This is a genomic window from Streptomyces sp. NPDC111656 (assembly GCF_055656965.1).
This window is the reverse complement of the sequence record NZ_JBVKCA010000002.1, coordinates 912,669-937,595: the sequence shown is the minus strand read 5'-3', so window position 1 is coordinate 937,595 and position 24,927 is coordinate 912,669. Positions and strand designations below refer to the sequence as shown.

The following is a 24,927-nucleotide window of genomic DNA, read 5'->3' as shown; positions in this document are numbered from 1 at the left end:
CGCCTCCCGCGTCGAAGGGGCATGAACAAGCGCGTGAGGGGTCGGACGGCCACCGGTGCCACCGTGACCGGTGCCGTCGTGCTGCTGGGAGCGCTGCTCCAGGGATCGAGCGCCGTCGCGCAGGCCGAGCCCGCGCATACCGCGCCCGTCACCGCCACCTGCGTCGGAACCCGGCCGCCCGGGAGCCTTCCCGACCGCGGCGCCGACGACTTCACCCCGCTGGACCGCACCTTGGCCCACGTGGACAGGATGGCGGAGTCCGCCCGCTACGCCGCCGTGTACACGGGCATGTCGGTCGACGAGGAGGACCGGGCCACGGACGTGTACCGCATGCCGTCCGCCTCCTTCGACGCCGACCTCTGCGGCGCCGCCGAGAAGGGCGTCACGGTGCGGCTGCACGACACCGATGCCAACCGGACCGACCTGGAGGCCCTCGCCGACCGGATCGCCGAGGACATGAACCGCTGGAACGGCACCTTCGACCTGCGCGAAGTCGGCGTGGACGAGGCCGGGTTCGTGTTCGTGGGCGTCGACGACCCCACCGCCGCCGCGCCCCTCGTCGAGAAGGCCTTCGGCACACGGCACATCGAGGTGGGGTACGCCGAACAGGCCTCGCTGCTGAGCACCACGGGCTGACCGCTCAGCCCGCGCGGGGCGCCCGCCGCACCAGCGCGCACCTTGTACGGGCGTCAGCTCTCGGACTCCTCGCCGGCCTCGCGTCGGCGCAGCTCCTCCTCGCGGCGCCGCAGGTCGGCCTCCCAGTCCTTCAGGAGTGCCTCGTCCTTGACGTTCTTGGAGGGGGCGGGCTCCGCGCCGAGGGAGTTCAGGAACTCGGGGTTGTCGTCGGGGGCGACGTACTGCGGGCGCTGGTCGCGGTGCCACTCGGAGGGCGTGACGCCTCGGGTCGGGCCCCGGCCGACCTTGCCCGCGACGAGCCAGGCGATCGGGCCGACGAGGACTTCTCCGAAGAGCAGGATGACGATCACCCACACCACCTTGGGCAGGCCGCGGACCTCTTCCTCCGGCGTGTTCAGGCAGTCGATGAACGCGTAGATCCACAGCGCCAGGACCAGCAGGAACGGCAGATACCTGAGCATGGCGGAACGGTCCCCCAGTGGACGGTGGCGGGGCGGTGCGCCCCGGTGACGCGCACAGGGTAGCGGCTGACTTCAACGGGGGTATGACACTTTCCCCCGCCCCCACCGCCCAGGGGGCTACGCCCCGGATGCCCCGTGCGTCCGGTGGTTCGTCGGCCGCGGGCCGGTGGGGGCTGGTCGCGCAGTTCCCCGCGCCCCTGGGGCCGGGGCTGCGCCCCGGATCTCCCGCCCGCCCGAGTTCGTTTGGCTGCGGGCCCGGTGGGGGCTTGGCGCGCAGTTCCCCGCGCCCCTCAAGGGCGCTGGCGCGCATCTTTCAGCCCGTCCGGCGTTTGAGGACGAGGCCGTTCAGGCCGATGCGGGGGTCTGGGGGCGGAGCCCCCAGCGGGGTGGAAGGGGCGGAGCCCCTGGGATGGGACGGGTAGGGGCGGCGGGGGCGAGAGGCGTGGTCCTGCCCGCGGCGGTGGGGCGCACGTCGGTGTCGGGTGGGCCTCAGCGATACTTGGACGCATGGCTTACGACGATCTTCGATCCCTGCTGAGGGCGCTGGAGCGCGAGGGCGACCTCAAGCGCATCAAGGCCGAGGTGGACCCGTATCTGGAGGTCGGGGAGATCGTCGACCGGGTGCAGAAGGCGGGTGGACCGGCGCTGCTCTTCGAGAACGTGCGCGGATCCGCCATGCCGCTCGCCATGAATGTCTTCGGCACCGACCGACGGCTGCTGAAGGCCCTCGGCCTGAAGTCGTACGGCGAGATCAGCGAGAAGATCGGCGGCCTGCTCAGGCCCGAACTCCCGCACGGCTTCGTCGGCGTACGCGAGGCCTTCGGCAAGCTCGGCGCGATGACCCACGTACCGCCGAAGAAGGTGAAGTCGGACAACGCGCCCGTGCAGGAGGTCGTGCTGCGCGGTGAGGACGTCGACCTGGACGCCCTCCCCGCACTCTTCACCTGGCCCCAGGACGGCGGCTCCTTCTTCAACCTCGGGCTCACCCACACCAAGGACCCGGAGAGCGGAATCCGCAACCTCGGGCTCTACCGCCTCCAGCGCCACGACAAGCGCACCATCGGCATGCACTGGCAGATCCACAAGGACAGCCGCAACCACTACCAGGTGGCGGCGAGAAGGGGAGAGCGACTGCCGGTCGCGATCGCCTTCGGGTGCCCTCCCGCCGTGACATACGCCTCCACCGCCCCCCTGCCCGGTGACATCGACGAGTACCTCTTCGCCGGGTTCATCCAGGGCAAGCGGATCGAGATGGTGGACTGCAAGACCGTCCCGCTGCAGGTGCCCGCGAACGCGGAGGTGGTGCTCGAAGGGTGGCTGGAGCCGGGGGAGATGCTCCCGGAGGGGCCCTTCGGCGACCACACCGGGTTCTACACGCCCCAGGAGCCCTTCCCGGCGCTGACCATCGACTGCGTCACCATGCGCAAGCGGCCGCTGCTCCAGTCGATCGTCGTGGGGCGGCCCCCGACGGAGGACGGCCCCCTCGGACGGGCGACGGAGCGCTTCTTCCTCCCCCTGCTGAAGATCATCGTGCCGGACATCGTGGATTACCACCTCCCCGAGGCCGGCGGTTTCCACAACTGCGCGATCGTCGCGATCGACAAGAAATACCCCAAGCACGCCCAGAAGGTGATGCACGCCGTCTGGGGGGCGCACATGATGTCCCTCACGAAGCTCATCGTGGTCGTGGACTCGGACTGCGACGTCCACGATCTGCACGAGGTCGCGTGGCGAGCCCTCGGCAACACCGACTACGCCCGCGACCTCACCGTCGTCGAAGGCCCCGTCGATCATCTCGACCACGCCTCCTACCAGCAGTTCTGGGGCGGCAAGGCGGGCATCGACGCGACGAGGAAGTGGCCCGAGGAGGGCTACACCCGGGACGGGGGGTGGCCGGAAATGGTTCTCTCCGACCCGGAGACGGCGGCGACGGTCGACCGCCGCTGGAAGGAGTACGGCCTGTGAGGTCCATCGACAGCGGACGGATCGACAACCGACGGATCGACAGCGGACGGATCGACAGCGGACAGGCGGCCGGCCGGTGACCAGCGCATCCGCCGCGCTCCCGCAGCAGCCGGGGCGCACCAAGGCCTTCCTCCGGCTCGTCATGATCGAGCACTCCGTCTTCGCGCTGCCCTTCGCCTACATCGCCGCGCTGACCGCGATGTTCGAGTGGGACAGGAACATCCACTGGGGCAGGTTGCTGCTCGTCACGATCGCGATGGTCGGGCTGCGCACGTTCGCGATGGCGGCGAACCGGATCATCGACCGCGAGATCGACGCCCGCAACCCGCGCACGGCCCACCGTGAGCTGGTCACCGGTGCGATGAGCGTGAAGCACGCGTGGACGGGCGCGCTGGTCGCGCTGGTCTTCTTCCTGGGCGCCGCGGCCCTCCTGAACCCCCTGTGCCTGGCCCTCGCCCCCATCGCGGTGATCCCGATGGTGGTGTATCCGTACGGCAAGCGGTTCACGAACTTCCCGCAGGCCATCCTGGGTCTGGCCCAGGCGATGGGCCCGATCGGCGGCTGGCTGGCGATCTCCGGCGAGTGGTCGTGGGACGCCGTCATCCTGGGGCTCGCGGTCGGGATCTGGATCGGCGGCTTCGACCTGATCTACGCCTGCCAGGACGTCGACACGGACCGCGAGATCGGGGTCATGTCGGTACCGGCGCGCTTCGGTATCCCCGCCGCGATCTGGGGGGCGCGCGGCTGCCACGCCGTCACCACCGCCCTGTTCGCCTGGTACGCCGTCGCCACCGACGCGGGCGCGTTCTTCTGGCTGGGCCTGCTGATCGTCGCGGGCGCGTTCCTCTACGAGCACTCCATCGTGAAGCCGCACGACCTGTCTCGTCTGAACCGCGCGTTCTTCCAAGTCAACGGATTCATCGGCATCGCCCTGTTCGTGTGTGCCCTGCTCGATCTGCTGGTCCGCGGGCTCACGGTCTGAATCCCGACAGCCGCCGGATACCCTCGACATCATGAAGCCAGGACAGACGCAGCGGCGGCCTTGGATCGTGGGGGTGTCGGGTGCCTCCGGTACGCCGTACGCCGCCTCCGTGCTGCGGGCGCTCCTGGCGGCGGGGGAGAGCGTCGACCTGGTGGTCTCGCGCGCCTCCCGGCTCACGCTGCTCGACGAGACCGGCCTCCCCTTCCGGGACGCCCACTGGCAGGACGACCTGCGGGAATGGCTGGCGCGTGGCGCGGACGGCAAGCCCGGCACCTTCGACGTGCCCATCGAGGACGTACGGCACTGGAGCGCCGGTGACCTGGCGGCGGGGCCGTCCTCGGGCTCGTACCCCTCGAAGGGCATGCTGATCGTGCCGGCCTCGACGGCCTGCGTGGCCGGAGTCGCCCTGGGGCTGTCGAAGGATCTGCTGCAGCGCGCGGCGAGTGTGACCCTCAAGGAGGGGCGCAAGCTCGTCGTCGCCGTCCGCGAGACCCCGTTGAACGGGCAGACGCTGCGTCATCTGGTCTCCCTGGACGACGCGGGCGCCACCGTGCTGCCCGCCTCGCCGGCGTTCTACGCGGGGGCCACCCACATCCAGGACCTGGTGGACTTCGTCGCCGGGCGGGTGCTGGACGCGGCGGGCGTCGAACACGAGCTGTACCGCCGGTGGGAGGGCGAACTCGGCGGCGGTTCCCGAGCGACCTGAGCGGCCACGACCGAGCACCTGTGAAGCGAAGCACGTACGACCCGAGCACGTACGACCCGAGCACGCACGACCCGAGCACCACTGAGCAACATCGCACCACTCACGACTCACACACTTCAGCGGAAGGCTAGCGATCGCATGGACGCGGTGGACAGGCAGCTCATCCAGGCCCTGAGAGAGAACGGCCGGGCCTCCTACGCGGAGCTGGGGCGCCTCGTCGGTCTGTCGGGACCCAGCGTCACCGACCGCATCAACCGGCTGGAGGCGGCCGGGGTCATCACCGGTTACCGTGCCACCGTCGACTCCGCCTCGCTCGGTCTCGGCGTCACCGCCCTGATCGGCATCTCGCTCTCCGACGCCGCGGACCACGAGGACGTGGCCCGGCGGATGCGGGACCTCGGCGAGATCGAGGACTGCTGGTTCATCGCGGGCGACGACTCGTTCATGCTCAAGGTGCGGGCGAGTGATGTCGACGGGCTGGAGAAGACCATCCGACGGCTCTCGGGGACGAAGGGCGTCTCCCGGACCCGTACGACGATCGTGCTCTCCACGAAGTGGGAGAACCGGGTCGGAGAGCTGCCCGAAGAGGGCTAGGGCACGACGTGCCTGATGGGGGCCCCTCCCGCCCGCAGGGTGGGGGAGTACGGTTTGCGAAGGCTGTCTGAGGAAGAGGTAGAGGCATGGATGTCGGGCTCAAGCGCGAGCTGGAGCAGAAGGTTCGAGCCGGTGAGCGGCTGACCCGCGAGGACGGCATCGCGCTGTACGAGTCGGACGACCTGGCTTGGCTGGGCGGGCTCGCCCACGAGGTGCGCACGCGCAGGAACGGCGACGTCGTCCACTTCAACGTCAACCGCCACCTCAACATGACGAACGTGTGCACCGCGTCCTGCGCGTACTGCTCGTTCCAGCGCAAGCCGGGCGAGAAGGACGCGTACACGATGCGCATCGAGGAGGCCGTCCGCCTCGCCAAGGCGATGGAGAACGACAACCTCACCGAGCTGCACATCGTCAACGGCCTGCACCCGAACCTGCCGTGGCGCTACTACCCGCGGTCGCTGAGCGAGCTGAAGAAGGCCCTCCCGAACGTCTCCCTGAAGGCCTTCACGGCGACGGAGATCCACCACTTCGAGACGATCTCCGGGCTGTCGGCGTCGGAGATCCTCGACGAGCTGATCGAGGCGGGTCTCGAGTCCCTCACCGGCGGCGGCGCGGAGATCTTCGACTGGGAGGTCCGCCAGCACATCGTGGACCACCGCACGCACTGGGAGGACTGGTCGCGCATCCACCGGCTCGCGCACGAGAAGGGTCTGAAGACCCCGTGCACGATGCTGTACGGGCACATCGAGGAGCCCCGCCACCGCGTCGACCACGTCCTCAGGCTCCGTGAGCTCCAGGACGAGACCGGCGGCTTCCAGGTCTTCATCCCGCTGCGCTACCAGCACGACTTCGTGGACATGAAGGACGGCAAGGTCCGCAACCGGCTCCAGGCGCGCACCCAGATGGCGACCGGCGCCGAGGCCCTGAAGACCTTCGCGGTCTCCCGTCTCCTCTTCGACAACGTGCCGCACGTCAAGGTCTTCTGGGTGATGCACGGCGTGCAGACCGCGCAGCTCGCCCTCCAGCACGGTGCCGACGACATGGACGGTTCGGTCGTCGAGTACAAGATCACGCACGACGCGGACAACTACGGCACGCCGAACAAGCTGACCCGCGAGGACCTGCTCGACCTGATCCGCGACGCGGGCTTCCGGCCGGTCGAGCGCAACACCCGCTACGAGATCATCCGCGAGTACGACGGTCCGGACCCGGCGCGCCGCGAGTCGCCGCAGCCGATGCGCGTCTGACGCTCCGCGGTCCGGTCGTACGCCCATGACGGTCCCTGTGCCGGTTCCCTCCTCGCGGAGGGGGCCGGCATGTCGCTTCGTGCGACGACTCCGCCGTCGTGTTCCGGAAGTTCAACCCGGCGTGGGCGGGTGACATCCGCAGTTGGTCCACTCCGACCTCGGTGTTCTACGCTCGGTGGCCGTGCCACTGACCTTCACCCTGTTCACCCGTGACGCGAAACCGCCCCACCCCCTGCCCGACCAGCTGCTCACCCTCTGGACGGATGTCACCAACGCGGGCGGTGCGGTCGGCTTCGTGCCGCCGGTGACCGCCGTCGACATAGGCCCCCGCGCCCAGGCCCACCTCACCGCGATAGCCGAGGGCCGCACCCGGCTCCTCGCCGGATTCACCACCGACGGCCGGCTCGCCGCCACCGCGTTCCTCGCCTTCAACGACCACCCCCTCATGCGCCACTGGGCCTGGCTGTACACCGTCATGGTCGACCCGGCCCTCCAGGGCCGCGGTTACGGCGCCGACCTGCTCCGCGAGGCCGAGGACCAGGCCCGCGCGCTCGGCCTGGAGGGACTCCGCCTCACCTGCCGGGGCGGGGAGGGACTGGAACGCTTCTACGCCTCCTGCGGCTACAAGGAGATCGGCCGGGCGCCCGACGCGCTGCGTGTCGCGCCAGGCGACGACCGAGACGAGATCACGATGCTGCTGCCTCTCCCGCGCATCGACTGAGGCCCCCCTGCGCGCCGGGAACGCCGGGCGTGCTTCACTGGACGGTGCCCTTTGGGAACGTTCGAAACGGTTCGGAACGGAAGAGTGGATTGACATGGGCCGCTACACACTGATGCGCCTCGGCGTCTTCGCCGGCTGCCTCGTGGTCGTCTGGGGCCTCGTCTACCTGGGCATCGCCCCGCGCGGCCTGGGTGACTCCAACTACATGTGGATCGTCCTGCTCGCGCTGGTGATCTCCGCGCCCATCAGTTTCGTCGTGCTGCGCAAGGAGCGCGACCGCGCCTCCGCCCAGGTTGTCGCGCGCGTGGATCGCATGAAGACCAACCTGGACCAGAACCGCAGCCAGGAGGACGGCGTGGACGACGCCGCCCGCGGCGGCGTGCAGGGCCAGACCTCGTAACGCTGTGCCTGGCCGACGGCGGCCGATCGTACGCTTGCCTGTATGGGTGCTGTGAAGAACAAGCGGATGCCGCGCGCGGTACGCGAACAGCAGATGCTGGACGCCGCCGTGCGGACCTTCGGGCAGCGGGGGTACCGATCCGCTTCGATGGACGAGATCGCCGATCTGGCGGGCGTGTCCAAGCCGTTGGTGTACCTGTACCTGAATTCCAAGGAAGACCTCTTCACCGCCTGCATCCGCCGTGAGGCGGCCGCACTGACCACGGCGGTACGCGCGGGCGTCCGGCCCGGCCTGCCCGCCGACCGTCAACTCTGGGCGGGCCTGCGGGCGTTCTTCACGCACACGGCGGAGAATCCGGACGGCTGGGCGGTCCTGCACCGTCAGGCGCGTACGCACGGCGAGCCGTTCGCGTCCGAGGTCGCGGCGATGCGCGAGGAACTCGTCGCGTTCGTCACCCAGCTGATCGTGGTCGCCGCGCGCGATGCACACCGTGATCCGTCGCTGCCCGAACGGGAGGTCGCCGGACTCGCCGAGGCCCTCGTCGGCGCCGCCGAGTCCCTCGCCGCCTGGGCCAACGCCACGCCGGGCGTCTCCGCGAAGCAGGCCGCGGCGACCCTGATGAACTTCGCCTGGGCGGGCCTCGGCAACCTCATGCAGGACCGCCCGTGGTCCCCGCCCGCCACGGGGATCCCGCCCCAGCCCGCCGCAGAGGTCTGACACCCGACCGACACGGGGTTCTCTCCGCGTCGGTCGGGGTCAGTTCTGCCCCCAGCGGCGCAAGGTGGGGGCGACCTTCTCGCGGCCCACGCGGTAGAGGGACTTGGCGCCGCTGCGCGCGGCCCGGCGGACGACCGCCCGCAGCGGGCTCGCGCCGTCCCCGCTCGGCGCGAGGGCCAGCGGCCTGCCCTTCTCGTCGAGACCGTTGCGCTCCAGGATGCCGTCGAGATACGCCCCCGCGCGCTGCGGCGAGTAGTACGGCCGCAGCGCGGGCAGCCGTCCTGCCGCGCCCAGCGCGGCGACCCGCGCGCGGGCGGCTCCGTACGGATCGCTCTTGCCGATGCCCTGCCGTGCCGCCCACACCGGGTCGACGCGGGGCAACGCACCCGCGTCCAGGTCGTCCCAGGACGCGAGGCAGCCGGAGTGTACGAAATAGTGGTTGCCGTGCGCCTCGCGGACACCGAAGTCGGTGAGGATCGCGGTTGGGATGCCGCGGTGCATCGACTCCAGGGCGGCCGTCGAGCTGACCGTCACCAACAGGTCGGTGCGGTCCAGGACTTCGCCCATGTTGCCGTAGACCAGCCGCAGGTTGGCCGGGGCCGGCTCGGTCAGCTTCTCGACGAGCACCTGGTACGGATCGGCCTCGACGTGCGTGGTGTGTTCGCCCGGGAGGCTGCGCAGTTTTATCAGCACCTGTCGGTCGGGATGCCGTCGCGCGTGGGCCGCCGCCCGCTCCAGCAGCTTGAGCCGGGACTCCCGGCCCTTGGGCACCGACGGCTGGACGGCGAAGGTGAGTGTGAAGGGCCGTTCCGTGGACGGCACGTACGGCTCGCCGCCGAGGAAGGGCAGCGCGCACTCGACCACCGAGTCCGGATCGACTCCGACACTCGCGAACGCGGAACGGAAACGGTCCGCGTCGTACGCGCTGTTGGCGAGTACGAGATCGGTGCCGGCCCGGGTCATCAGCCCGTCGACCATCTTCTCGTACACGACCCCGACATACCCCGTGACCGTGACCGGCCGCCGCTCCCGCCCCTCCCACGCGATCCCGAGGCTGTGGGTGAGCGCGAGTGTCGTACCGCCCACGGTGGCCAGGACGACCACGTCGGCCGCGGCGAGCTCCTCGTCGTCGACCAGTTCGGCCGCCGTGACCTCACGCCGGGTGTCCGGCACGATCCCGATCTCCGTCAGCTGCCGCTCCGTCGGGGTGGCCCGGGTGCGCAGGAAGACCGCGTCGAGGGCGTGCTCGGGAGCGATCTGCCGGGCGACGGACGCGCCCCACTTCCAGCGGGTGTCGGAGTCGGCGAGTACGGCGATACGTCTGGGGGACACGGTTCAGGAGCCCTTCCTGGCGGCGGTCGGGGGAGTGGACCGAGGCTAGGAAGGGTGTCTGAGGGTGGGATGAGGGGCTGCTTGAAGGCAGCTGGGGTCACTGGGTGTGCACTGTGAGACCTATCTCAACATGACCTTGTGACCCGGGAGTTGATGGCGACGGGCGTCCGGGGCGAGCCATTCCGCCATGCGGTGTTCGCCCGAAGTTCACGCCTTTCACGCGTGGAGCGGCCGTACGTCACCGGTCAGATGGATCCGGTCGCCCGTGCGGAGCTCGAACGAGGAACCCCGTGCGGCGTACGTCACCGTCCCGGGCAGCAGTACCGGCGCCCTGAACTCGGCCCGCACTCCCACCGCTTGTTGCGGCCCGTGCTCGGCCAGGCAGCGGGCGACGGTCCACATGCCGTGCGCGATGGCACGCGGGAAGCCGAAGAGGCGGGCGGTGAGGGGGTGCAGATGGATGGGGTTGCGGTCTCCCGAGGCGGCGCCGTACCGACGCCCGACGTCACCGCCGAGCCGCCACTCGGCACGGACGGGAAGCGGTTCGCCGCCGTCGGAGTCCCGCGGGGGCGTGGCCGTCGGCTCCCCGGTCGTCCGGTGCCGCGCGAGATAGACACTCCTCGACTCCCACACCACCTCGCCGTCGACGCTCGCCTCGGTCACGACCGAGGCCTGCGTCCCACGGCGATGAGGTTCCAACCCCGCGACACGCACACCGAGTTCGTATCTGTCGGTGGCGGCCAGCGCCTGCCGCTGGGTGATCTCGATCGAGGTGTGGACGAGCCCCAGCAGCGGCAGCGGGAACGAGCGGCTCGCCATGATCCGCAGGGCGAGCGGGAACCCGAGAACGTGCGGATACGTCACCGGCAGCGCGTCCGCCCCCGTGGCGAACCCGCAGATCCGTTCGTACGTGGAGAGCCGGGCGAGATCGATACGGACGTCCGGGAGGACCAGGCGGGTCGGGGGGACGGTGGCGTCCGGGCGGGGCTGCCGCTTGAAGGGGGAGAAGAGGGCGCCTCGGGCGAGGAGAGGGGTCAGGTAGCGGTCGGCCATGGTCCAACTCCCGGCTCGGGTGTATTTACTCCAGAGTCAGGTTACCCACGGTAAGGCCACGTTAATGGCCGATCAGATGGTCCTCGGCAACCGCCGCGGTGAGGAAGGCGGACCAGGTGGTGGGGGAGAGGGTGAGGTGGGGGCCGGTGGGGTTCTTGGAGTCGCGGAGGTGGATGGTGTGGGGGGTGACAGCGACTTCGAGGCACTGACCTCCCTCGCCGTCGCTGTAGCTCGACTTGCGCCAGGTGTAGGCGGCTTCGAGGCAGTCGCCGCCTTCGCCGCTGCTGTAGCTGGACTTGAACCAGTTGAGTTTCTCGGTGCTCACAGCTTCTCCAGCTTCTCTTCGATCCGGGCCCGGGACTCCATGGGGTTGAGCGCCAGTGCGCGCATAAAACCATAGCGGTCGGCGATCTTTCGGACCTCTTCTTGATCGGTGATCAACTGGGGGTACCCCTGGGCCTCCGTGTACGCCACCTGCCCGTGCCCCTTGGGGACCAGCATGTTGAACGCGCTGTCCAGGTTGGGGTGTTCCTCCCGGTGGGTCGGCATCACCTGGATCTCGACGTTCCGCATGCTGCCGACGAGTAACAGCCGCTGCAGCTGCTCCTTGTGGACGTGCCCGCCACCGATCGGCCGGTCGAGTACGACCTCTTCGAGTACGTAACTCACAACGGGCGGCGGCCAACGGTCGAACACCTGTTGGCGGGAGAGCCTGTCGGCGATCCGCTTCTCAATGGTCTCCTCGCTGAGGAACGGGCGCCGTTTGCTGAACACGGCTCGGGCGTGATCCTCGGTCTGGAGAAGCCCATGCATCGCGTGGTTGCAGTAGTGGTGCAGCTCGACAGCCTCCGCCTCCATCCCGGCGTACCCCCGATACCACTCCGGATGACGCGTCCGCGCCTTCTTCATCGCCTCCCTGACCTCGGGGATCGCCTGCTTCAACAGGCCCCCGGCGTCGAGGAGTTCGTCCGCCTTCTCCAGCAGCTCGGGCCGAGTCACCCGTACGCCCCGCTCCATGGCGGAGATCGCGTCGGGCCCGTACCCCACCGTCTGCCCGAACTCCTTCTGCGTCAGCCCCGCCCGCTCACGCAGCAGCTTCAGCATCTTGCCGAGTGCGGTGAACAAGCCCGTCGTTCCCTCGGCCTCCGCCGGTGTCTCCGGCCTCCGGTCGGTCTCTTCCGTCACGTACGCCACCGCCTCCACACGTTCACCGCCATGGCCGACAACCCGCACACCCCGCGCACCGCACCCGTACGGCTACGCAGCGTCGCCGGGTCACTCCTGGTCAGCGTAGGACGAGCCGACCACGCTCGGTGAGGTGAACTCTCGAATCTCCACCCCCACCGACGAACTGAGCCAGCGCCTCAGCTCCACCCCGCGCGGCGCCCGACTGGCCCGTCACCTCACCGCACACCAACTGGCCGAGTGGGGATACCCGCACGACAGCGACGTGAACGACACCGCGCAGCACGTCGTGGCCGAACTCGCCGCCAACGCGGTCACGCACGGCCGCGTACCCGGACGCGACTTCGAACTCCGTCTGCTGCGCCTCCCGGCGGGCACGCTGCGCATCGAGGTGAGTGACACGCGCGGTGACCGGCATCTGCGGTTCGGCGCGAGGGAGGTGGACGGTGAGGGAGGGCGGGGTCTGGTCGTCGTGGCCGTGCTCGCCACCGTATGGGGCGTCGCGCACCGGCTGGTCGGCAAGACGGTATGGGCCGAACTTCCGCTGAAGAATTAAGATTTACCCCGGGTAACTCGCACTTCGCCCGCCTTGAACACCCACAAACCCCACACTCTCGCCCCGTACGATCCCGGTCACCCCTGCCTTGTTGAAACTCGCATGAACCCCCCACGCCCCAGGCACGTATGAGGCTTTGCGCCCCCAACCCGCCTCATACCGACCGGGTCCTGGTAGCCAAGGAGCCACTCCATGTCCACCCAGCCCAGCCCGTACGACTCCCCGCCCTCCCTCGTGGAGCCCGAGATCAGGCGGCTGGACGGAGTGGTGCGCGAGGTGTCCGTGCCACCCCTCGTCGGCCAGGTGACCCACGGCTCGCTCGCGGACATCCCGTTCGACAACGCGACCGTGGCCCCGAACGCGGCGGTCCTCAGCAGGAAGAACGCCGACGGCGCCTGGGAGGACGTGACCGCCACCGAGTTCGCCGCGCAGGTGCTGGCGGTGGCGAAGGGCCTGATCGCCGAGGGCCTGGCGCCCGGCGACCGCATCGCGATCATGGCGCGGACGACGTACGAGTGGACGCTCCTGGACTTCGCGGCCTGGGCGGCGGGCCTGGTCACCGTCCCCGTCTACCCCACCTCCTCCGTCTTCCAGGTCCGCTGGATCCTTCAGGACTCGGGAGCCGTCGCCCTCGCCACGGAGACGGTGGCGCAGGCGTCCGCGCTCGGCCCGGAACGCGACCGGTTCCCCGACCTGCGGCACATGTGGGTCTTCGAGAAGGGGCACCTGGAGCGGCTGGCCGAGCTGGGCCGGGACATCCCGGACCAGGAGGTCGCCGTGCGCCGTGGGGTGCTCGGTCCCGACACCCTCGCCACCCTCATCTACACCTCGGGCACCACCGGCCGCCCCAAGGGCTGCGTACTCACCCACGGCAACTTCTTCGCCGAGATCGACAACGCGATCGAACTGCTCTACCCGATCTTCAAGGCGAAGACCTCGGACGCCGCGTCGATGCTCCTCTTCCTCCCCCTCTCCCATGTCTTCGGGCGGATGGTCGCGGTCGCCTGTCTGCGCGCCCGGGTGCGCCTGGGCCATGCGCCGAGCCTGAGTACCGAGGACCTGCTCGCGGACCTGGCGAGCTTCCGCCCCACCTTCCTGCTGGCCATCCCTTATGTCCTGGAGAAGGTGTTCAACACCGGCCGGGCCACGGCCGAGAAGATGGGCCGCGGGTCCTCCTTCGACCGCGCCGCGCGCATCGCGTGCAGCTACGGCGAGGCGGTCGAGGCCAAGCAGCACGGCACCGGGCCGGGTCCCTCGCGCTCCCTGCGCGCCGCCCGCGCCCTCTACGACCCCCTGGTCTACCGCCGGATCCGCAACGCGCTGGGCGGCAAGGTCCGCTACACGATCTGCGGCGGCTCCCCGCTGGGCCGCCGTCTCGCCGCGTTCTACGCCGGTGCCGGCATCGAGATCTTCGAGGGGTACGGCCTGACGGAGACCACCGCCGCCGCGACCGTCACGCCCCCGCTCAAACCCCGACTGGGCACGGTGGGCTGGCCGCTGCCGGGCACCCGGGTACGGATAGCCGGGGACGGTGAGATCCTGCTGGGCGGCGAACAGATCCTCCGCGGCTACTGGGACCCGAACGCGGGCGGCGTCGTCGACGCGGCGCCGGACGGCTGGTTCGCGACCGGTGACATCGGCGAACTGGACGACGGGGGCTACCTCACCATCACCGGCCGCAAGAAGGAGATCCTGATCACCGCGGGCGGCAAGAGCGTGGCTCCCGCGCCCCTGGAGAACTGGCTCCGCTCGCATCCGCTGATCGCCCAGTGCATGGTCCTCGGCGACCGCCGCCCCTACGTCACCGCCCTCATCACCCTCGACCAGGACGGCGTCACCCACTGGCGCCAGATGATCGGCAAGCACCCGGTCCCGCCGGAGCTCCTCATGGACGACCCGGAGCTGAACGTCATCCTCCAGCGCGCGATCGACGAGGCCAACAAACTCGTCTCCCGCCCCGAGTCCATCCGTCGCTTCGCCGTCCTCCCGGGAGACTTCACGGAACTGGCGGGTCACGTGACCCCCACCCTGAAGCTGAAGCGGGCGGCGATCGAGCGTGACTTCGGCAAGGAGATCGAGGAGCTGTACGTGCGGTAGGGCCGCTCCGGACCGATCCGGACAAGGCAGGAGCCCCGCGACCGGCTGGCGCGGGGCTCCTTGGGTACTGCGATCCGTTCCGGATCAAAGCATTGGGCTCATGAAGCCCGCAGACTCAGATCGGGGTGACGTTCTCCGCCTGCGGGCCCTTCGGACCCTGCGTGACGTCGAAGGAAACCGACTGGTTCTCTTCGAGAGAGCGGAATCCGCTCGCGTTGATCGCGGAGTAGTGGACGAAGACGTCCGGGCCGCCGCCTTCCTGGGCGATGAAACCAAAGCCCTTTTCGGCGTTGAACCACTTCACGGTTCCGGTAGCCATAAGCCCTCCTTGGGCCCAAAGGGTTGCCCTGCTCCAGAACCTGCGATTGTGTAAACAACTGCATTCGTCTGAAAACGACGAGAGCCCGCGGTCACATGCTCCGCAGGCTCTGTACTGCAAGGGAAACCAAACTGCAACTTGCGGCGAGCCTAGCACGCAGGCAGCCGAAAGCAATAGGGGGCAAGATCACGTCACCCGGATGTTTGACCCGCATGGCGGATGGGTTGACGAAGCCGGTGTCGACTCGCTGTCGCAAGGGTTGACACAAGAGGGCGGAAGGGTTTCGGAAACCACGTGGGGACCCTGGAGACTGCACCGTACTCCATGGGGTCTAGCCTCGCGATGTGGACAATTACCGCACCCGGCCGCGCGTCGGCCACATCCAGTTCCTGAACTGCCTGCCCCTCTACTGGGGGCTCGCGAGAACGGGCACGCTCCTCGACTTCGAGCTCACCAAGGACACCCCGGAGAAGCTCAGCGAGAAGCTGGTGCAGGGCGACCTCGACATCGGGCCCATCACGCTCGTCGAGTTCCTCAAGCACGCCGACGAGCTGGTCGCCTTCCCGGACATCGCGGTCGGCTGCGACGGTCCGGTGATGTCCTGCGTGATCGTCTCGCAGGTCCCGCTGGACCAGCTGGACGGCGCCCGGGTCGCCCTCGGCTCCACCTCTCGTACGTCCGTTCGGCTTGCGCAGCTGCTGCTGGCCGAGAGTGTGGGCGTCCAGCCGTCCTACTACACGTGCCCGCCCGACCTCAGCCTGATGATGCAGGAGGCCGACGCCGCCGTCCTCATCGGGGACGCGGCACTGCGGGCCAACCTCCTCGACGGGCCGAAGTTCGGTCTGGAGGTGCACGACCTCGGCACGCTGTGGAAGGAGTGGACGGGCCTGCCGTTCGTCTTCGCCGTGTGGGCGGCCCGGCGCGACTACCTGGAGCGCGAGCCCGCCGTCACCCGCAAGGTGCACGAGGCCTTCCTCGCCTCCCGGGACCTCTCGCTGGACGAGGTCTCCAAGGTCGCCGAGCAGGCGGCCCGCTGGGAGGCCTTCGACGAGCGGACCCTGGAGCAGTACTTCACCACGCTCGACTTCCGCTTCGGCGGCCCGCAGCTCGCGGCCGTCCAGGAGTTCGCCCGGCGGGTCGGCTCGACCACCGGCTTCCCGACCGACGTGAGGGTCGAACTGCTGACTCCCTGAGATCGCGGGGACGTGGTGAACCCGCGGGGGTGTTCGTGACCCCGCGGGGGCGTACGGAACTACCCTGCTGGGCAGTGCGTCCGTGCGTACGGGGGAGGTGGGAGCGCCATGCAGCCGCTCGGAGTGGATGAACCCACGGTCGTGGGGCCCTACCGGCTGCTCGGCCGGCTGGGTTCCGGCGGTATGGGACGGGTGTACCTGGGCCGCAGCGCGGGCGGGCGGACGGTCGCGGTCAAGATCGTGCACCCGCACTTCGCGCTCGACGAGGAGTTCCGTGCCCGCTTCCGCCGCGAGGTCGAGGCCGCGCGGCGGGTGGGCGGCGCGTGGACGGCCCCGGTCCTCGACGCGGATCCGGAGGCCTCCGTGCCGTGGGTCGCGACCGGATACGCGGCCGGTCCCTCGCTCGCGGCGGCGGTCGCGGACGCGGGCGGTCCGCTTCCGGCGCATTCGGTACGGGTGCTGGGCGCGGGCCTGGCCGAGGCGCTCACGGCGGTGCACGCACTGGGCCTCGTCCACCGTGACGTCAAACCCTCCAACGTCCTGCTCACCCTCGACGGCCCCCTCCTCATCGACTTCGGCATCGCCCGGGCCACCGACGGCACCGCCTCGCTCACCTCGACGGGCGTCTCCGTCGGCTCCCCCGGCTACATGTCCCCCGAGCAGATCCTCGGCAAGGGAGTCACGGGCGCGGCGGACGTCTTCTCCCTGGGCGCGGTGCTGGTGTACGCGGCGACGGGCGAGTCCCCGTTCCCCGGCGACTCCTCGGCCGCCCTCCTCTACAAGGTGGTGCACGAGGAACCCCGACTCGGCTCCCTGGAGGGGGAGCTACGGGAACTCGTGGCCGCCTGCCTCGCCAAGGACCCGGCCGGTAGGCCGACCCCGGGTGAGGTGGCCGGACGGCTGGCCCCCGAGGGGGCGGCCCGGCTGGTGACCGCCGGCTGGCTGCCGGGGCCCCTGGTGGAGCAGGTCAGCCGCAGCGCGGTGCAGCTGCTGAACCTGGAGGCGGCGGAGGTGACGCCGTCCGGGCCGGTGGAGTTCAGCAGCCCTTCGATGGGCACGGGCTCCGGGGCCGGGACGCCGCCGCCCGGCGGGGTGTTCGGTCCGCCGCCGACCATGCCGCCCTACGCCATGCCGACGTACGTTCCGGGGCAGCGCGATGTCCAGGACGCGGTCGCGGCGCCGACGGTCCACCCGAGCACGCCCGCGGCCGGCCCCGGCCACCAGGACCGGCGAGAGCACCGGGAGGATCACCCGGGCAAGCTCTCCGTCAGCATGGCCGCGACCTCGGCACCCGGTGCGAACGGTCGTGGCCGCAGGGTGAGTTGCACGCTCGCGCTGGCCGTGGCCGGAGCGCTGGCCGCGGCGACCGTGGGCTCGGTGTTCATGTTCCATCTGCTCCCGGGCGGCGGTGACGACAACTCGGCTTCCAGCGGCTCCGATTCCGCGGCCACCCCTCCGGCGGCGACACCGGGCGCCGCCGGCTCGGCGGGCGCGACGCTCGCCTCCGTGCCCGCGCACTACCTCGGCACCTGGTCGGGCGACGCCTACGCGCTGAGCGGGAAGCTGCCCGCGGGCACGTTCCGGGTCACCCTCCACCAGGCCGCCGTGGGCAAGGAGTTGGGCACGTTCCGGTCGACCGATCTGATCGGCGGCATCTGTGACGACGTACTCGTCCTGAAGAAGGTCACGGACAAACAGCTCACCGCGACGAGCATCGCCAAGGCGTCCAACTCCGGCACCTGTACGACGGGCAGCCACGAGGTGCGGCTGATCCCCGCCGGGGGCGACCTCAAGTACGAGACGGACAACGCGGACGCGGGCGATCCGGTGGCGCGCATGTCGAAGGCCGAGTAGCCGTGGACCTCGAACTCTGGTCCGTCCGGCCGCTGTGGCTGACCGTCCTCGCCGCTCTCTGGGGCGCGGCGGCGGGACTGCTGGTACCGCGGGCCGCCTACCGCATCGCGGTGGAGCCGGACGAGGCGTGGCGGACCCGGTGCCCCGACGGACACGTCCTCACCGGCGCCGCGGGCGGCTGGCTCGGCCTCGCCCGCTGCCCCGACTGCGCCCAGTATCTTCGTGACCTTCGTACGTCGTGGTCGGCGCCCGGAGACGCGGGGCGGGTGCCCGGTGATGCCGGGCGGGTGACGGGCGGCGCGGGGCGGGTGTCGGGCGACGCCCCGACGGCGTACCGCTACGGCCCCGGCACCCCGCTCGTCGCCCTCGCCACCGCGGGGGCCTGCGCCGGTCTCGCCCTCGCCACCGGCGCCCGCCCCGAACTGGCGGTCTGGCTGCTGCTCGCGCCGCTCGGAGTGCTGCTCGCGGTCGTGGACTTCCGGGTGCGGCGCCTGCCGGACGTCCTGACCCTCCCGCTCGCGGGTCTGGCGCTCGTCCTGCTGGGCGTGACGGCCCTCGTACCGGAGCACGCGGGAAAGTGGCCGACCGCGCTGTTCGGGTCGCTCGTGCTGGGCGGCGCGTACTTCCTCCTCTTTCTCGTCAACCCGAACGGCATGGGCTTCGGGGATGTGAAGCTCGCGCTGGGAATCGGGGCCGTGCTCGGCTGGTACGGATGGGGGACCGTGGTGCTCGGGACCTTCGCCGGGTTCCTGTTCGGCGGCCTGTACGGGTTGGGGCTGGTGCTGATGCGGCGCGCGGGGCGCAAGACGTCCATCCCCTTCGGACCGTTCCTGATCGCGGGGGCGTACCTCGGGCTGCTGATCGGGGCGTACGCGGCCTGACGTCGGGACGCGGGCGGGGCTGGCGTAGGCTGGCCGGGTCCGTCCAGAACCCTTACGAAAGGGACGCTCCCGGTGACCGAGAAGGCCGACCTCACGTCTTTTGATGTCACAGCCGTCCTCGACCGTGCTGCCGCGGGTGGGCGGATCACCCCCGAAGAGGCGCTCGTCCTCTACCGCGACGCCCCGCTGCACGCCCTGGGCGCCGCCGCGGACGCGGTACGCCGCCGCCGGTACGCGGGGACCGAGCACATCGCCACGTACATCATCGAGCGCAACATCAACTACACGAACGTGTGCGTCACGGCGTGCAAGTTCTGCGCCTTCTACGCGGCCCCCAAGGACACCGCCAAGGGCTGGACGCGCGACCTCGACGACATCCTGCGCCGCTGCGCGGAGACCGTCGAACTCGGCGGTACGCAGATCATGTTCCAGGGCGGACACCACCCGGACTACGGCGTCGAGTACTACGAGAAGCACTTCGCCGCGATCAAGGCCGCCTACCCGCAGCTGGTCATCCACTCCCTCGGCGCGTCCGAGGTCGAGCACATGGCCCGCATCTCCAAGGTGAGCGTGGAGGAGGCCATCCAGCGGATCCACACCGCCGGCCTCGACTCCTTCGCGGGCGCCGGTGCCGAACTGCTCCCGGCCCGCCCCCGCAAGGCGATCGCCCCCCTCAAGGAGTCCGGCGAGCGCTGGCTGGAAATCATGGAGACCGCGCACGGGCTGGGCGTCGAGTCGACGTCCACCATGCTCATGGGCACCGGCGAGACCAACGCCGAGCGCATCGAACACCTGCGGATGATCCGTGACGTACAGGACCGCACGGGCGGGTTCCGCGCCTTCATCCCGTACACCTACCAGCCCGAGAACAACCACCTGAAGGGCCGCACGCAGGCCACGCTCTTCGAGTACCTGCGCATGATCGCCATCGCGCGCCTCTTCATGGACAACATCGCCCACATCCAGGGCTCCTGGCTCACCACCGGCAAGGAGGTCGGCCAGCTCTCCCTGCACTACGGCGCGGACGACCTCGGTTCGATCATGCTGGAGGAGAACGTCGTCTCCTCCGCCGGTGCCAAGCACCGCTCCAACCGTATGGAGATCATCGACCTGATCCGCAAGGCCGGCCGCGTGCCCGCCCAGCGGACCACGACCTACGAGCACATCGTCGTCCACGACGACCCGGCGAACGACCCGGTCGACGAGCGCGTCATGTCCCACATCTCGTCCACCGCGATCGAGGGTGGCACGGCGCACCCCGAGCTGAAGCTGCTCGCCTCCAACTAGCCCCCCGTGCTGACGATCCACACCGCCGGCGAGCTGCGCATCAGCTGGGACGCGGACCCGCTGAAGGACGGCGCGGTCGCCGTGGAGGGCGACCGGGTCGCGGGCACGGGCCCGCTGGACGTGCTCCTTGAGCGCTTTCCGGGGGCGCGGGTCCGCAGCTGGCCCGGGACCCTCGGGCCGGCGCTCGTCCATGAGGGCCCACTGCCCGAGGCGCCGTCCCCACGGGAACGTGTTCACGCCATTCTGAAGTCGGGTGCGGTGGCGGTTCTTCAGGGGCACGTCGACACACCGGAACTCCGGGCCGCGGCCCAGCGAAACGACGTCGTGGTCCTGGCCCGCACCCGGCCTACGGCGATCGTGGCCCTGGGCCGGGCCGACCTGGCGGTGTTCGACGCGGACGGGGTATGCATCGCGACGGTGTGCGCGGGCCGCCTGGTACACAGGCGGCGCTGAGTTCTGGAGCCGCGTGCACCGGAGCGCCCCTTCAGGGGCGCGGGGAACTGCGCGACCAGCCACATCGAACCCGCAGCCAAAGAACTCACCCAGCGAACGCCTCCGCAAACGCCCCCGAACTCTGCGAAACCCCACTGCAATTGGTGGCCGCATCGTCCGAAGAAGCGTCACCACTCGAACACTGCTGATCCCGGAACGTCGACCACATCGACACCCAAGCGATCTTCTTCGACTCGGCAAACGCACGGACCTGCGCCGCGTCCGAGAGGCTGAACGTCTCACTGGCCACGTCGTTGTCCCCGATCATCGACGTCAACGCGAGCCCCTGCCAGGCCCCCGCACTCGACAGCCCGAACACATCCTGCAGTTGATCGTGGGTCGCCTTGGCGGACGTCTCGGCGTAGTCGCCCATGTCCCCGGAGTACGAACTCCCGTAATTCATGGTCATGATGTTGACCGTGGAGACCGTCACGGAGTTGTCGTTGGCGGACTCCAGCAGCGCCACACCGTCCGAATCCAGCCCGGACGGCATGACCGGCAGCGTGAAGGACACTTTCAGGTCACCGCGCTCCTTCTGGAGCAGCGCGATCGCCTTGGACCGCAGCGCCACCGACGCGGAGTCGGTCAGCGCGTCCCCCTCGATGTCGAAGTCGGCCTGGGTGGACCCGGCGGCGTCGAGCGCCGCCCCGTACGCCGCCGCGAGCGCGCTCGCGCTGCCGCAGACCTCCGCCAGCTCCTTGCCGGACGCCCCGCCGAACGAGACGCGCACACTCGCGCCGGACTCCTTCAACGCCGAGATCCGGGACTTCACGGCGGCCTTGTCGATGGCGTCCGTGCCGTTCCACTTGGCCGTGCAGTTGGTGCCGTCGGAGATCACGAAGGCCAGGTTGTACGTGGTCGGAGACCCCGTCGAGTCCGTCGCGGAGGCCTCCGTGGCGCTCACGTAGGGCGCGTACGAGGTGCTGGACGAGGTGTCGGAGGAGGACGCGCTCTCGGAGGGCGCCGCACTCGTCCGCGGAGCCCGGGAGGTCTGCGCGGGCGCCGCGTCCGTGGTACCCGTACCACCGGACGAGCACCCCGCCGCCGCCAGAGCAAACAGGCAGGTGAGCCCGGCAGCCGGCCTCAGATAACCCCTCATTGCGTATGCACCCGCTCTCGTGATTTCTGTCTCAGGACCGAAACAAAGTGCGATTCGGGAGTTCCAAGGTGGCACATCCGAGGGTGATTTCCGAATACAGGAAGCGCATGGGTAACCCATGAGTAGCGGTACGCGAATCGGGCAAGCCGGGTCGCGAATCGGTACACAAGGTAAATATGTATCGACCCTGGGCTGCGCGGATGTTCAAGGATTCTCTCAGGGAATGGACAGCTTGGGCCAAGTTTCATGGGCGCCTCACATGAGAACCAGAGAATTGGCCACATAAAGGAGCCCTAATATCCGGGGAATGCAATCCGAGTCAGCCATCGAAAACAGTCAAGGGCGCGGCCGCCGCCGCAAACGCGGCAGCGCGTCCGAAGACGGTCCCGTGTTCGTTGACAACTCCGGGCGCAGAGCACGTCTGCTGCGCAGGTTCGGCATGCTCGTCGGCGCCGTCTGCTTCGGTTACGCGGTCGTCCTCGGGATGGCCTTCATGGGCTGGGGCACCTCGCTGACCCCGTCCTCGCTCTTCCCGTTCGGCGGCGGCCAGGCCGGCTCCGCACCCGGGGGCAACCTTCGGCCGCAGGGCGGCGTGGCCCCCACCGGCAGGCCGACCGGCACCCCGCCGTCGGGCCTGCGCACGGGCACGGCCCCCTCCTCGGTCGCTTCCCCGGCCGCATCCGCGTCCGCTTCCACCGGCGCCAACTGACCGGAACGGACCCACCTCCATGACTTCGACGACGCCTTCACGCGGCCGCCGGCGCGCCCCCACCAAGATGGAGCGGGCGGCCGGCAAGGCCGCGGCGCTGCAGAAACCGCGTGTGATCCTCGCCCTGCTGCTCCTGCTGGGGCTCACCAGCGTGATGCTGCTCGACGGCTATCTGCGTTCCGAGATCGGCAACGACGCGCGGGTGCGCGACGGCGCGGCCTACGACAAGGTGCCGCAGAAGATCCTCGACGGCGGTCCGCTCCTGACGTTCACGGGCGGCACGGCCAAGACCCAGTCCGTTCCGAAGAAGACCATCGTGCTCACCTTCGACGACGGTCCGACCCCGACCTGGACTCCCCAGATCCTCAAGGTGCTCGACGACAACGACGTCGAGGCCACCTTCTTCATGGTCGGCTCGATGGTCTCCCGCTATCCGGGCGTCGTGAAGGACCTCGTGGACCAGGGCAACGAGGTCGGCATCCACACCTTCACCCACGTCGACCTCTCCTACCAGGGCACGGGCCGGCTCCAGCGCGAGCTGAAGCAGACCCAGCTCGCACTCGCGGGTGCGGCGGGGATCACGACGACGCTGTTCCGGGCCCCGTACTCCTCGGAGATCAACGCCGTCGACAACTACAGCTGGCCCGTCTACAAGGAGATCGGCAACCTCGGCTACACCAGCGTCTTCGTCGACACCGACAGCGACGACTGGAAGAAGCCGGGCGTCTCGAAGATCGTCCAGTGGGCCACGCCGAAGAACGACAAGGGCGCCGTCGTCCTCATGCACGACGCGGGCGGCGACCGCTCGGAGACGGTCAAGGCGCTCGACACGTACATCAAGAAGATGAAGGCGAAGGGGTACTCCTTCACCACCGTCAGCGGCGCGATGGCGAAGCTGAACGGGGCGCAGAACGGTGCCGGCCGCACGGGCACCGCCGGTTCCGGACAGGCCGTCGAGGCCGGAGTCGGACAGACCGGTGCGGGTGCGGGTGCGGGTGCGGGTGCCGGAGCGGGGGCCGGTGCCGGTGCCGGTGCGCTGGGCGAGCAGCCGGGCGGCGCGCAGTCCGCGCCCGGTTCGGGCTCCGCCAACAGCTCCGCCAACAACTCCTCCAACAAGGTGAACATCGAGCAGTCCGGCCAGCAGAAGGCCACCGGCTCGACCCTCTACGAGGGCAAGGCCCTCATCTACGCGGTCGCGGTCGCCGAATGGGTCCTGCCGCTGCTCTCCTGGCTGTTGCTGGTCGTCGGCATCTCCGTCATGGGCCGCTTCGGGATGATGCTGATCCTCGCCCGCCGCCACTACAGACAGCGCAACAGGAAACGCGGCAAGGGCGGCAAGTTCAGCTGGGGCCCGACGGTCACCAGGCCGGTGACGGTGATCGTGCCCGCGTACAACGAGAAGGAGTGCATCGCCAACACGCTCCACTCGCTGGCGCAGAGCACCCATCCGATCGAGATCATCGTCGTCGACGACGGCTCCACGGACGGCACCAAGGAGATCGCCGAGTCGCTGGGCCTGCCCAACGTCCGGGTCATCCGCCAGGAGAACGCGGGCAAACCGGCCGCCCTCAACAACGGTGTCCGCAACGCCAGTTACGACATCGTCGTGATGATGGACGGCGACACCGTCTTCGAACCGGACGCCGTGCACCAGCTCGTGCAACCCTTCGCGGACCCGGGCATCGGCGCGGTCGCGGGCAACGCCAAGGTCGGCAACCGCAACACCATCATCGGCGCCTGGCAGCACATCGAGTACGTGATGGGCTTCAACCTCGACCGCCGCATGTACGACCTGCTGCGCTGCATGCCCACCATCCCGGGCGCGATCGGCGCGTTCCGCCGCGACGCGGTCCTCGAGGTCGGCGGCATGAGCGAGGACACGCTCGCCGAGGACACCGACATCACCATCGCGATGCACCGCGCGGGCTGGCGGGTCGTCTACCAGGAGCACGCCAGGGCCTGGACCGAGGCGCCGAGTTCGCTGAAGCAGCTGTGGTCGCAGCGCTACCGCTGGTCGTACGGCACCATGCAGGCGCTGTGGAAGCACCGCAAGTCGCTGACGGACAAGGGTCCGTCGGGCCGCTTCGGCCGCATCGGCATGCCGCTCGTCGTGATCTTCCAGATCATCACGCCGGTCCTCGCTCCGCTCATCGACGTGTTCACCATCTACTCGATGATCTTCGTGGACTTCTGGGCCTCACTGCTGGCCTGGCTGGCGGTGCTGGTCGTCCAACTCGTCTGCGCCGCCTACGCGTTCCGCCTCGACCGCGAGAAGTACCGCTACCTCGCGATGCTGCCGCTGCAGCAGCTCGCCTACCGCCAGATGATGTACCTCGTCCTGATCCACTCCTCCGTGACCGCCCTGACCGGCGGCCGCCTCCGCTGGCAGAAGCTCAAGCGCACGGGTGAGGTCGGGACCCCGGCAGGAGTGAGCTGAC

At 69.7% G+C, this 24,927-nt stretch carries 25 protein-coding genes; 18 read left to right on the top strand and 7 right to left on the bottom strand.

The window, feature by feature from the left end:
* The first annotated feature begins 33 nt into the window (after positions 1 to 33).
* Complete coding sequence (locus ACZ7M3_RS09855; protein ID WP_472062039.1) at positions 34 to 636, top strand: hypothetical protein; 603 nt, start codon at positions 34 to 36, stop codon at positions 634 to 636.
* Positions 637 to 689: 53 nt separating this feature from the next.
* On the opposite strand, the gene ACZ7M3_RS09850 is transcribed toward ACZ7M3_RS09855, so the two are convergent.
* Positions 690 to 1,097, bottom strand: a complete 408-nt coding sequence (locus tag ACZ7M3_RS09850) for a PLD nuclease N-terminal domain-containing protein (protein ID WP_351302216.1) — start codon at positions 1,095 to 1,097, stop codon at positions 690 to 692.
* A 507-nt stretch (positions 1,098 to 1,604) separates the two neighbouring features.
* Here ACZ7M3_RS09850 and ACZ7M3_RS09845 point away from each other — a divergent pair.
* From ACZ7M3_RS09845 to ACZ7M3_RS09810, 8 genes are all read left to right on the top strand, one after another.
* Positions 1,605 to 3,062, top strand: a complete 1,458-nt coding sequence (locus tag ACZ7M3_RS09845; protein WP_355303100.1) for a menaquinone biosynthesis decarboxylase — start codon at positions 1,605 to 1,607, stop codon at positions 3,060 to 3,062.
* A gap of 76 nt (positions 3,063 to 3,138) precedes the next feature.
* Entirely contained in the window at positions 3,139 to 4,044 is a 906-nt protein-coding gene (mqnP, locus tag ACZ7M3_RS09840) for a menaquinone biosynthesis prenyltransferase MqnP (RefSeq protein WP_060896634.1), read from the top strand.
* Between the two features lie 31 nt (positions 4,045 to 4,075).
* Positions 4,076 to 4,750, top strand: a complete 675-nt coding sequence (locus tag ACZ7M3_RS09835) for a UbiX family flavin prenyltransferase (protein WP_472062036.1) — start codon at positions 4,076 to 4,078, stop codon at positions 4,748 to 4,750.
* A 138-nt stretch (positions 4,751 to 4,888) separates the two neighbouring features.
* The gene (locus tag ACZ7M3_RS09830; protein WP_054232130.1) at positions 4,889 to 5,344 is read left to right on the top strand and encodes an Lrp/AsnC family transcriptional regulator; all 456 of its coding nucleotides are present in this window, start codon (positions 4,889 to 4,891) and stop codon (positions 5,342 to 5,344) included.
* A gap of 86 nt (positions 5,345 to 5,430) precedes the next feature.
* Positions 5,431 to 6,594: an aminofutalosine synthase MqnE gene (gene mqnE / locus ACZ7M3_RS09825; RefSeq protein ID WP_472062034.1), complete on the top strand. Its 1,164-nt coding sequence runs from the start codon at positions 5,431 to 5,433 to the stop codon at positions 6,592 to 6,594.
* A gap of 181 nt (positions 6,595 to 6,775) precedes the next feature.
* Complete coding sequence (locus tag ACZ7M3_RS09820; RefSeq protein WP_472062032.1) at positions 6,776 to 7,315, top strand: GNAT family N-acetyltransferase; 540 nt, start codon at positions 6,776 to 6,778, stop codon at positions 7,313 to 7,315.
* Between the two features lie 94 nt (positions 7,316 to 7,409).
* Positions 7,410 to 7,715 carry a DUF4229 domain-containing protein gene (locus ACZ7M3_RS09815; protein ID WP_355620746.1) on the top strand — a complete coding sequence of 102 codons (306 nt, stop codon included), beginning with the start codon at positions 7,410 to 7,412 and terminating at the stop codon, positions 7,713 to 7,715.
* A 42-nt stretch (positions 7,716 to 7,757) separates the two neighbouring features.
* Positions 7,758 to 8,432: a TetR/AcrR family transcriptional regulator gene (locus ACZ7M3_RS09810; protein ID WP_472062030.1), complete on the top strand. Its 675-nt coding sequence runs from the start codon at positions 7,758 to 7,760 to the stop codon at positions 8,430 to 8,432.
* Between the two features lie 39 nt (positions 8,433 to 8,471).
* Here the strand turns inward: ACZ7M3_RS09810 and ACZ7M3_RS09805 are convergent, their stop codons facing one another.
* From ACZ7M3_RS09805 to ACZ7M3_RS09790, 4 genes are all read right to left on the bottom strand, one after another.
* Positions 8,472 to 9,764, bottom strand: coding sequence for a DUF6716 putative glycosyltransferase (locus tag ACZ7M3_RS09805; protein WP_472062028.1), 1,293 nt, complete (start codon positions 9,762 to 9,764; stop codon positions 8,472 to 8,474).
* 216 nt (positions 9,765 to 9,980) lie between these two features.
* Positions 9,981 to 10,817, bottom strand: coding sequence for a MaoC family dehydratase (locus ACZ7M3_RS09800; RefSeq protein ID WP_472062026.1), 837 nt, complete (start codon positions 10,815 to 10,817; stop codon positions 9,981 to 9,983).
* A 61-nt stretch (positions 10,818 to 10,878) separates the two neighbouring features.
* A complete protein-coding gene (locus ACZ7M3_RS09795) occupies positions 10,879 to 11,142 on the bottom strand; it encodes a DUF397 domain-containing protein (protein WP_472062024.1) in 264 nt (87 codons plus the stop codon).
* Positions 11,139 to 12,002, bottom strand: a complete 864-nt coding sequence (locus tag ACZ7M3_RS09790) for a helix-turn-helix domain-containing protein (protein WP_472062023.1) — start codon at positions 12,000 to 12,002, stop codon at positions 11,139 to 11,141. The genes ACZ7M3_RS09795 and ACZ7M3_RS09790 overlap by 4 nt, the downstream gene beginning before the upstream one ends.
* A gap of 133 nt (positions 12,003 to 12,135) precedes the next feature.
* Here ACZ7M3_RS09790 and ACZ7M3_RS09785 point away from each other — a divergent pair, with 133 nt between their 5' ends.
* A complete protein-coding gene (locus ACZ7M3_RS09785) occupies positions 12,136 to 12,558 on the top strand; it encodes an ATP-binding protein (protein ID WP_472062021.1) in 423 nt (140 codons plus the stop codon).
* Between the two features lie 192 nt (positions 12,559 to 12,750).
* The gene (locus ACZ7M3_RS09780) at positions 12,751 to 14,655 is read left to right on the top strand and encodes an AMP-dependent synthetase/ligase (protein ID WP_472062019.1); all 1,905 of its coding nucleotides are present in this window, start codon (positions 12,751 to 12,753) and stop codon (positions 14,653 to 14,655) included.
* Between the two features lie 115 nt (positions 14,656 to 14,770).
* On the opposite strand, the gene ACZ7M3_RS09775 is transcribed toward ACZ7M3_RS09780, so the two are convergent.
* The gene (locus ACZ7M3_RS09775; RefSeq protein WP_028805073.1) at positions 14,771 to 14,974 is read right to left on the bottom strand and encodes a cold-shock protein; all 204 of its coding nucleotides are present in this window, start codon (positions 14,972 to 14,974) and stop codon (positions 14,771 to 14,773) included.
* 344 nt (positions 14,975 to 15,318) lie between these two features.
* Here ACZ7M3_RS09775 and ACZ7M3_RS09770 point away from each other — a divergent pair, with 344 nt between their 5' ends.
* The 5 genes from ACZ7M3_RS09770 to ACZ7M3_RS09750 all read left to right on the top strand — a co-directional run bounded on the left by ACZ7M3_RS09770 (position 15,319) and on the right by ACZ7M3_RS09750 (position 20,642).
* Positions 15,319 to 16,167: a menaquinone biosynthetic enzyme MqnA/MqnD family protein gene (locus tag ACZ7M3_RS09770; protein WP_095853193.1), complete on the top strand. Its 849-nt coding sequence runs from the start codon at positions 15,319 to 15,321 to the stop codon at positions 16,165 to 16,167.
* 108 nt (positions 16,168 to 16,275) lie between these two features.
* Positions 16,276 to 18,021 carry a serine/threonine-protein kinase gene (locus tag ACZ7M3_RS09765; RefSeq protein WP_472062016.1) on the top strand — a complete coding sequence of 582 codons (1,746 nt, stop codon included), beginning with the start codon at positions 16,276 to 16,278 and terminating at the stop codon, positions 18,019 to 18,021.
* A gap of 2 nt (positions 18,022 to 18,023) precedes the next feature.
* Positions 18,024 to 18,902 carry a prepilin peptidase gene (locus tag ACZ7M3_RS09760; RefSeq protein ID WP_472062014.1) on the top strand — a complete coding sequence of 293 codons (879 nt, stop codon included), beginning with the start codon at positions 18,024 to 18,026 and terminating at the stop codon, positions 18,900 to 18,902.
* 72 nt (positions 18,903 to 18,974) lie between these two features.
* Positions 18,975 to 20,189, top strand: coding sequence for a cyclic dehypoxanthinyl futalosine synthase (mqnC, locus tag ACZ7M3_RS09755; protein ID WP_067367507.1), 1,215 nt, complete (start codon positions 18,975 to 18,977; stop codon positions 20,187 to 20,189).
* Between the two features lie 6 nt (positions 20,190 to 20,195).
* Positions 20,196 to 20,642, top strand: a complete 447-nt coding sequence (locus tag ACZ7M3_RS09750) for an imidazolonepropionase-like domain-containing protein (protein ID WP_472062012.1) — start codon at positions 20,196 to 20,198, stop codon at positions 20,640 to 20,642.
* A gap of 85 nt (positions 20,643 to 20,727) precedes the next feature.
* Here ACZ7M3_RS09750 and ACZ7M3_RS09745 read toward each other — a convergent pair whose 3' ends face one another.
* Positions 20,728 to 21,780, bottom strand: coding sequence for a chitinase (locus tag ACZ7M3_RS09745; protein ID WP_472062010.1), 1,053 nt, complete (start codon positions 21,778 to 21,780; stop codon positions 20,728 to 20,730).
* A 388-nt stretch (positions 21,781 to 22,168) separates the two neighbouring features.
* Between ACZ7M3_RS09745 and ACZ7M3_RS09740 the strand changes: the two genes are divergently transcribed.
* Together ACZ7M3_RS09740 and ACZ7M3_RS09735 are read left to right on the top strand one after the other, a co-directional pair.
* Entirely contained in the window at positions 22,169 to 22,489 is a 321-nt protein-coding gene (locus ACZ7M3_RS09740; RefSeq protein WP_306454735.1) for a hypothetical protein, read from the top strand.
* Between the two features lie 19 nt (positions 22,490 to 22,508).
* Complete coding sequence (locus ACZ7M3_RS09735) at positions 22,509 to 24,926, top strand: bifunctional polysaccharide deacetylase/glycosyltransferase family 2 protein (RefSeq protein ID WP_472062008.1); 2,418 nt, start codon at positions 22,509 to 22,511, stop codon at positions 24,924 to 24,926.
* Position 24,927: the final 1 nt, after the last annotated feature.